Below are 6,000 nucleotides of genomic sequence, written 5' to 3'. Positions count from 1 at the left end.
GTTGAACGCCTTCGCCATCACCTTCAGCGACCGCTTCCCAGCCGCTGAAACCTACTAACCAAGATCGCCGGAAACACCGTTAGCGAGACAGCCCCGCATGCCGTTGAGGACGTCGTCGACGATGAGATGCCAGCCGTCGCGGTCGGCGATCCACCATCGGTTGTCGTATCGGACGTGATCGGTGATCAGTCGCGACAGTGGCGTTGCCAGGCCTTGGCCGTGCAGTTCGCGCATGTTCGCGTGGCTGATGAAGCCGTCGGTGGTGTCGTTTGATGGTGCTGTCAGGGGTGTTCATCGCAGCCGGTCCCCTTCTCACAGCTCGAATGTTGGCTGCTGGCCGCGCTGGACCGCACTTGGCGGGTTGAGGGTCGGGGCGTGCTGTGGCGCGGGCTGGGACTGAGGGGTGGGGCTGACGTCGGGGGCCTCGCGTCCGAGCGCAGCGGCGGCGCTGAGCTGGAGCTGATTACGGACGTCTTCGACGACGAGTTCGTGGCCGATGGTGATGGCGGTGCCGTTGATGACGGTCATGGTGGCGAGTCGGGCGACGTAGGCGGCGTTGGGTTCGGGGCTGTGCGCGTCGGCGCGGTAGGTGTTGCCCCAGTTGTCGGTTCCGTAGAGGTCGGCGGAGGCGCGGAGCCGCTCGAATTCCCAGAGCAGGATGATTTCGTCGATGGGTTCGCCTTCGGCGGCGAGGGTGACGAAGGTCATGAACACCTCGCGACGCTGGTCGCTGCTGAAGGTCTCCGGTGGAACGATCTGGGAAACCGTGCGGGCCTGCTCGGGGTGAGCGAGGAGGTCTGCCAGGAGTTGGTCTTCGCGGGCGGCGCGTTCGCTGGTGGTGACCGCAGCATCGAGTTCGTCCGGTGTGCGCCAGACTCGCAGGGCCTGTTGTTCGTCGATGGTGGTGAACGCCTGGTATGCCTGGGCTTGGTGGGTGAGTGCTTGGGCCATGCCGGTCATCTCGGTGCGGGTTTGTTCGGTGGGTTGTCCGGTGATGGCGGAGACGGCGATGCGTTCGCCGTGCTCGGCGATTGTGCGTCGGAACCCGGAGACCTGGACCATGCGCGCGTACGAGGCGATATGCGTGGTGGAGGGGCATGCGCCGCGTAGTTCTTGCAGCCAGTCGGCGTCGACGCCGGGCTGGTCGACGCGGTTGGCAACGTGCCAGGTGAGTTCGTCGCCGTGGTGGTAGTCGCGCAGGTCCAGGACCGCGGTGTAGATCTGGCGCAGCACGCGGTGGCCGAACGACTCCGGGCGCAGGTAATCGAACTCGGCGGGTAGTGGCTGGTCGGCGAGCATCGCGCCGACCAGGGCTTGTTCGGCCCGTACCGTCAGGTAGCTCATGGTCGTGTCCTGTTTCCTTCGTTCTACGGCGCGTCGTGGTGGCGGTGGCTGTCGTCGACCAGGGCGTCAGCGATGGCCATGCGTTCGGCGCTGGCGTCGAGTTCGGTGCTGAACAGCGGGTCGGTTACCTGTTGCCAGCCGTCTCCGTCGGGGCGGGGCATCCACCAGACGCCCTCGTAGTGTTGGAAGTCGCTGATCTTCGCTCCGACTGGTCGGGCCTTGCCGGCGTCAATCGCGGCGTACATCTCGGGGTTGGACAGGGTGCGCGGGTTGCCGGCGATGGGGTCGGTGGCTGTCATCAGGCCGGGTGGTACGCCGAGGAGCGGGTCACCGGATAACCACTTGGTGCGCAGGGCTTCGTCGGCGGCGGCGAGGTGGCCGGGGCTTTTGTGTCCGGCGCGGCATCCCTTGGCGTAGAAGGTGGCGGCGGCCTGCACGACCTGGCGCATCTCGTTGTGCCAGTAGCGGGCGGCCTGCCCGGAGGGCTCGTCGGCGGCGTAGATCTGCTCCCGCCAGACCTTCAGCGCGAACAGTTCCTCGATCAGGCCGGGGTGCAGGTGCCAGCACGAGGGGACTCGGGTCTCGGTGGCCAGTTCGTAGCGGTCGTGCAGCCAGACGACCCATTCGACGAGTTCGACCCAGGCAGCTTTGCGCTGAGTGGGGGTCTGGGCGTGCCATTCACGCAACAGGGCGCCTGTGCCGACCGGTTGGCCGTCAACGGGAACCATCTGGCTGCGGGCGGCTACGGCATCGGCGCGTCCGCCGGGCCGTAGCCGGGCGGTGGGCAGGTCGGGGTTCATGGGGTGCCTCCGGTGCGCAGCGCGCGTGCGGCGGCGCGGGCTGCGGCGAACTGTTTGCGGTGCGGGCCTTGGTAGTGGCGGGTCATCCGGGTTTTGATCGCCGGGGTGTTGGCTTCGATGATCAGTGCCTCGCGGTGGCGTTTGGACAGGGTGCGGATCTGGTCAGGGGTGATGGTGTCGCGGTCTTGGAGACTGGGCGAGGACGTGATGCCCTGTGGTCCGCGTTGGATGGTGGTGACGGTCTCGCGGTATTTGCCGGCTAGCCGGGCGAAGTCGTCGAGTTCGTCGCCGGACAGGCCACCGAGGGCGATCTTGATGGTGGCGTTGCCCCACATGATGTCCGCGCCGTCGCGGCCCCACCGTTTGCGGGCCTGGGCGAGGCTTTGGAACACCGCGACGATGAAGATCCCTGAACCGGCGGCGGTGGACATCTGGGTCGCGAGATCCGGCAGCGGCACCACGTTGGCGACCTCGTCGAGGATCATGCCCAGCGGGGGTGAAAGCCGGCCGCCGTTGCGCTCGGCGAGGGTCTTGGCAGTCTCGGTGACCTCGTCGACGAACGCCGACAGCAGCGGCGCGAGGTCCGCGGCGTCCTTCTCCGAAACGGTGATGTAGATGGTGCCGCGTTCACGCAGGAACGCCTCGATGTCGAACGATTCCCAGGCGGGTGGGCAGAACACGTCGCGTGCGGTTTCGCCGACCAGTGGGGCGACCGCGGTCATGACGGTGGCCCACATGTTGGAGCGGGTCTCGGCCGGGGCGGCGTAGATACCTTCCAGCATCGGCGCGACGTTCGGGTTCGCGCCCGAGTGGTCGGCCAGGAGCTTGATCGGTTCGTCGTCGCCTTCGTTGAGCGCCCACGTCAGGACGTCGGTCATGGTGCGGCCGGTGATCGCCGCGACGTGCATCCAGCCGCCGAGCAGGTTGGTGGCGGTCATGCCGAAGAAGGCCGCGTTGGTGGAGTCCCCGGCGCCGTCCTTGCCGACCCGCACCATTGTGTTGGCGCGCTCGCGGGCTTTGTCGTAGCTGTCGCAGCCGGCCAGTGGGGACCAGCGCAGCCGGTAGGGCCAGCCTTCCCGGGCGAAGTCGATGATCGCCACCGGGCCGAGGTCGCGGCGGATGGTCAGGGTGTTTTCGATGACGTCCCCACGGACCGAGGTGACGAGCGCCGGCCCAGCCCAGTCCCGTAGCCACGGGATGATCACCTGGGAGGTTTTGCCCTGACGCGGCGGAGCGAACAGCATCACCGCGTGCTCGACAGAGGCAAACAGGCGCATCCGCGACGGGATCGCTCTACCGAGCTGCACGGCCACGTCGGTGATCTGCACGGCTTTGCGCGGCAGGTCGGGCCGGATCACTGCGGCGCTCTCGAGCGCGGCGGCGGCGCTGAGGTTTTCGGCCAACTGCGCCTTGGAGGCGAATCCGCGCTGCTGATGGCCACTGGCGACCTGCCGGCCGATGAACACTCCCGCCGACACGAGGACCGCGAGGACGAGCAACGCGGCGAGGTAGAACCCGACCGGGCCGGGCAGGTCGGGTTGCGCGTGTTCGGGCCAGGCCAAACGCGGGTCGTCCCAGTGCTTTGGCAGCCGGGAGGCGATGCCGAAGGCATCGGTGAACGGCACGTCGGGCCAGGTCCGTGAGAACAGCAGCCCGGCGACCTGGCCGCTGCCCCAGGTCCCGACGGTCAGCAGCCCGAGACCGCCGATGAGCACGACAATGAGGTAATCGGAGGCATTGGTGAAGGTGCCACTGCCGGTCGTGGTGGTGGTGTTGGTGCTCAACGCGCACCTCCTCGTTCGTGGTCTGGCCAGGCTCGGACGCGTTACGGGCGCAACCGTGGTCCGCCGTCGTCCGGTAGGACCGGACCCGCGGGCTGGTTGGGCGGTGCTGGATCGGCGGTACCGGTTGGTAAGCGCAGATTCTCGGTGATGTCGCGGGCGAGCAGATCGCGCGCCGTGGCGGCGCACTGCGCCGGGTCACCGGTACGGCGGCGACATCGGCCAGCTCGCGGTGTTCCTGCTTGCAGATCGCGGGGCGTCACCGCGGGGATGTCCCCGGAGGTGCGCGGCGTCTTCTCGATGCGCGTCCACACGGTGTCGAACATGCTCGCGCCGGCCGAAGCTTCGTGCTGTGCGGCGTAGAGCAGTACCTCGAACGTGTCCTGGAACAGCGGAACCGAGAACGTCCTGTTGTCCAGCCAGCCGCCGATCGACCAGACGAGCTGCGGGTGCTGGACGAGCCCGGCCACGATGGTCCGTTCCGCGTTGGCCCACTCCGGGTCCGACTTCGCAGGCACCACGACATCGCCAAACTCCCTCTATCCACCAGGCGGTTTGTCTAAACGGCCATGCGTTCGTTGGTGTAGAACAGCTGCCGCTCCTGGGCGGAGAGGATCGTCTGCACGATCTGGCTGGGCTGGCGTCCGACCTTCCACAGCGCGCGGCCGACGTGTTCGCCGGACCAGGAGGCGATGTGGGCGCATTCGGTGTCGGTGAGCCCGATCTGCTCCTTCGTCATGGCGAGGGGTGCGGTGTCTTGGCGCAGGCAGACCCGCACGTCGCAGGAGGCGATCAAGTTGCTGGCGATCATGACTTCTTCGCTGCCGGCGGCGCCGACGGCTTCGAAGTCGGCGAGCCGGTGGGTGCTGAGCATCTGCAGGGTGCCCTGGGCGCGGGAGAGCCGTAGGTCGGAGTCGACCTTGCGGATCATCGCGGGGACGCGCATGGCCCGCCAGAGTTCGTCGCGGATGACCATGCGTACCGGGCCGCCGGGTTCGTCGATCGCCGCCTGCCCCCACGACGACACACACGCGAGGGTCATCGCCACGGTCTCGTCACCGCGCCCGTCGATCCGAGACAGGTCAACGGTCTGGATCGGTGCGTCGAAGTCCAGGTTGACCGTGGTGGGTCCGTCGAACAGGCCGCTGAGGGAACCGTGGATCATGTTGCCAAGCGCGTCGGCGGTAGGCCGGATCATCTCCCGCAGTTCCGCGGTGTCGTCTCCGCGGATACGCAGTTCGGTCGCCATCTCCGGCAGCGGATCACGGAGCAGTGCCCAGACGGCAGGGATGGTCGGATCGGTCAGATCGCTGTGACCAGTGGCCTCGCCGGAGGCGTGTTTGATCGCCAACGACAGGGCCGCTTCCTCGGTCGGTGACAGGGCACGGCCGAGGCGCATGACCAGCAGCGAGGACAACAGAGTGATCCGACGGCGGTGGATCTCGTCCAGTCGCTCGCGTAGCTGTTCAGGGTCGGCGGGCAGGTTGCGGCCGAGGGGTCCGCTGTCGAGGGGGTTGAGCCGGTTGCCGAGGCCTGGCCCGAGTTCGAGGGGTTCGACGCCGAGGTGCCGGGCGAGGGTGGCGTATTCGTTCTTGATGTCGCCGAGGACGAACGCTTTCACCCCATACGCCATCAGCCGGTAGCAAAGCAGCTTGATGGTGGCCGACTTACCCGACCCGGGTACGCCGGTGATCAGGAAGTTGGGGTTGGTGATCAAGCCGAGTCGTAGCCATTCGATGGGGTGGCAGGAGAAGCTGCCGCCGGATTGGGTGTCGATGCCAATGTAGGTGCCGGTCGGGGGCATGGTTTGCCCGTACAGCCAGGGGTAGAGGCCCTGCATCTGGCCGGTGGAGCTGCGGAAGACCGGGACCTGCGGTGCACGGGCGGTGCGGCCGGCGAACGGGCGGGCCCAGCCGCGTCGCGGTGGTGTCGGCTCAGGCCGGACCCGCTCCGGTGCCGCTTGCGGTGTCCGGACCGTGGTTGGGGTGGGCAGGCGTCCGAGCACGTCGGCCAGGTCCACGACGGGCAGGTCGTCGCCTCGCTTACGCCGCAACATGCAGATCACCGCCCTCGGT

The 6,000-nt window shown here is 67.8% G+C and carries 6 protein-coding genes; all 6 read right to left on the bottom strand.

Annotated elements, in window-relative coordinates; all coding sequences use genetic code 11:
* Positions 1 to 54: 54 nt before the first annotated feature.
* Positions 55 to 234, bottom strand: a complete 180-nt coding sequence (locus tag AB0B55_RS08220) for a hypothetical protein (protein ID WP_357171211.1) — start codon at positions 232 to 234, stop codon at positions 55 to 57.
* A gap of 78 nt (positions 235 to 312) precedes the next feature.
* Complete coding sequence (locus AB0B55_RS08215; protein ID WP_357171209.1) at positions 313 to 1,344, bottom strand: DnaB-like helicase N-terminal domain-containing protein; 1,032 nt, start codon at positions 1,342 to 1,344, stop codon at positions 313 to 315.
* A gap of 23 nt (positions 1,345 to 1,367) precedes the next feature.
* Positions 1,368 to 2,144 carry a hypothetical protein gene (locus AB0B55_RS08210; protein WP_357171207.1) on the bottom strand — a complete coding sequence of 259 codons (777 nt, stop codon included), beginning with the start codon at positions 2,142 to 2,144 and terminating at the stop codon, positions 1,368 to 1,370.
* Positions 2,141 to 3,928 carry a type IV secretory system conjugative DNA transfer family protein gene (locus tag AB0B55_RS08205; RefSeq protein ID WP_357171205.1) on the bottom strand — a complete coding sequence of 596 codons (1,788 nt, stop codon included), beginning with the start codon at positions 3,926 to 3,928 and terminating at the stop codon, positions 2,141 to 2,143. The genes AB0B55_RS08210 and AB0B55_RS08205 overlap by 4 nt, the downstream gene beginning before the upstream one ends.
* Positions 3,929 to 3,969: 41 nt before the next feature.
* Positions 3,970 to 4,443, bottom strand: coding sequence for a hypothetical protein (locus tag AB0B55_RS08200; protein ID WP_357171203.1), 474 nt, complete (start codon positions 4,441 to 4,443; stop codon positions 3,970 to 3,972).
* Between the two features lie 41 nt (positions 4,444 to 4,484).
* Positions 4,485 to 5,981 carry a type VI secretion protein gene (locus AB0B55_RS08195; RefSeq protein ID WP_357171201.1) on the bottom strand — a complete coding sequence of 499 codons (1,497 nt, stop codon included), beginning with the start codon at positions 5,979 to 5,981 and terminating at the stop codon, positions 4,485 to 4,487.
* Positions 5,982 to 6,000 lie beyond the last annotated feature (19 nt).

It is taken from the genome of Micromonospora sp. NPDC049107 (assembly GCF_040648595.1).
Lineage (GTDB): Bacteria > Actinomycetota > Actinomycetes > Mycobacteriales > Micromonosporaceae > Micromonospora.
The sequence above is the reverse complement of the archived record's forward strand: the minus strand, read 5'-3'. Positions and strand labels throughout refer to the sequence as shown.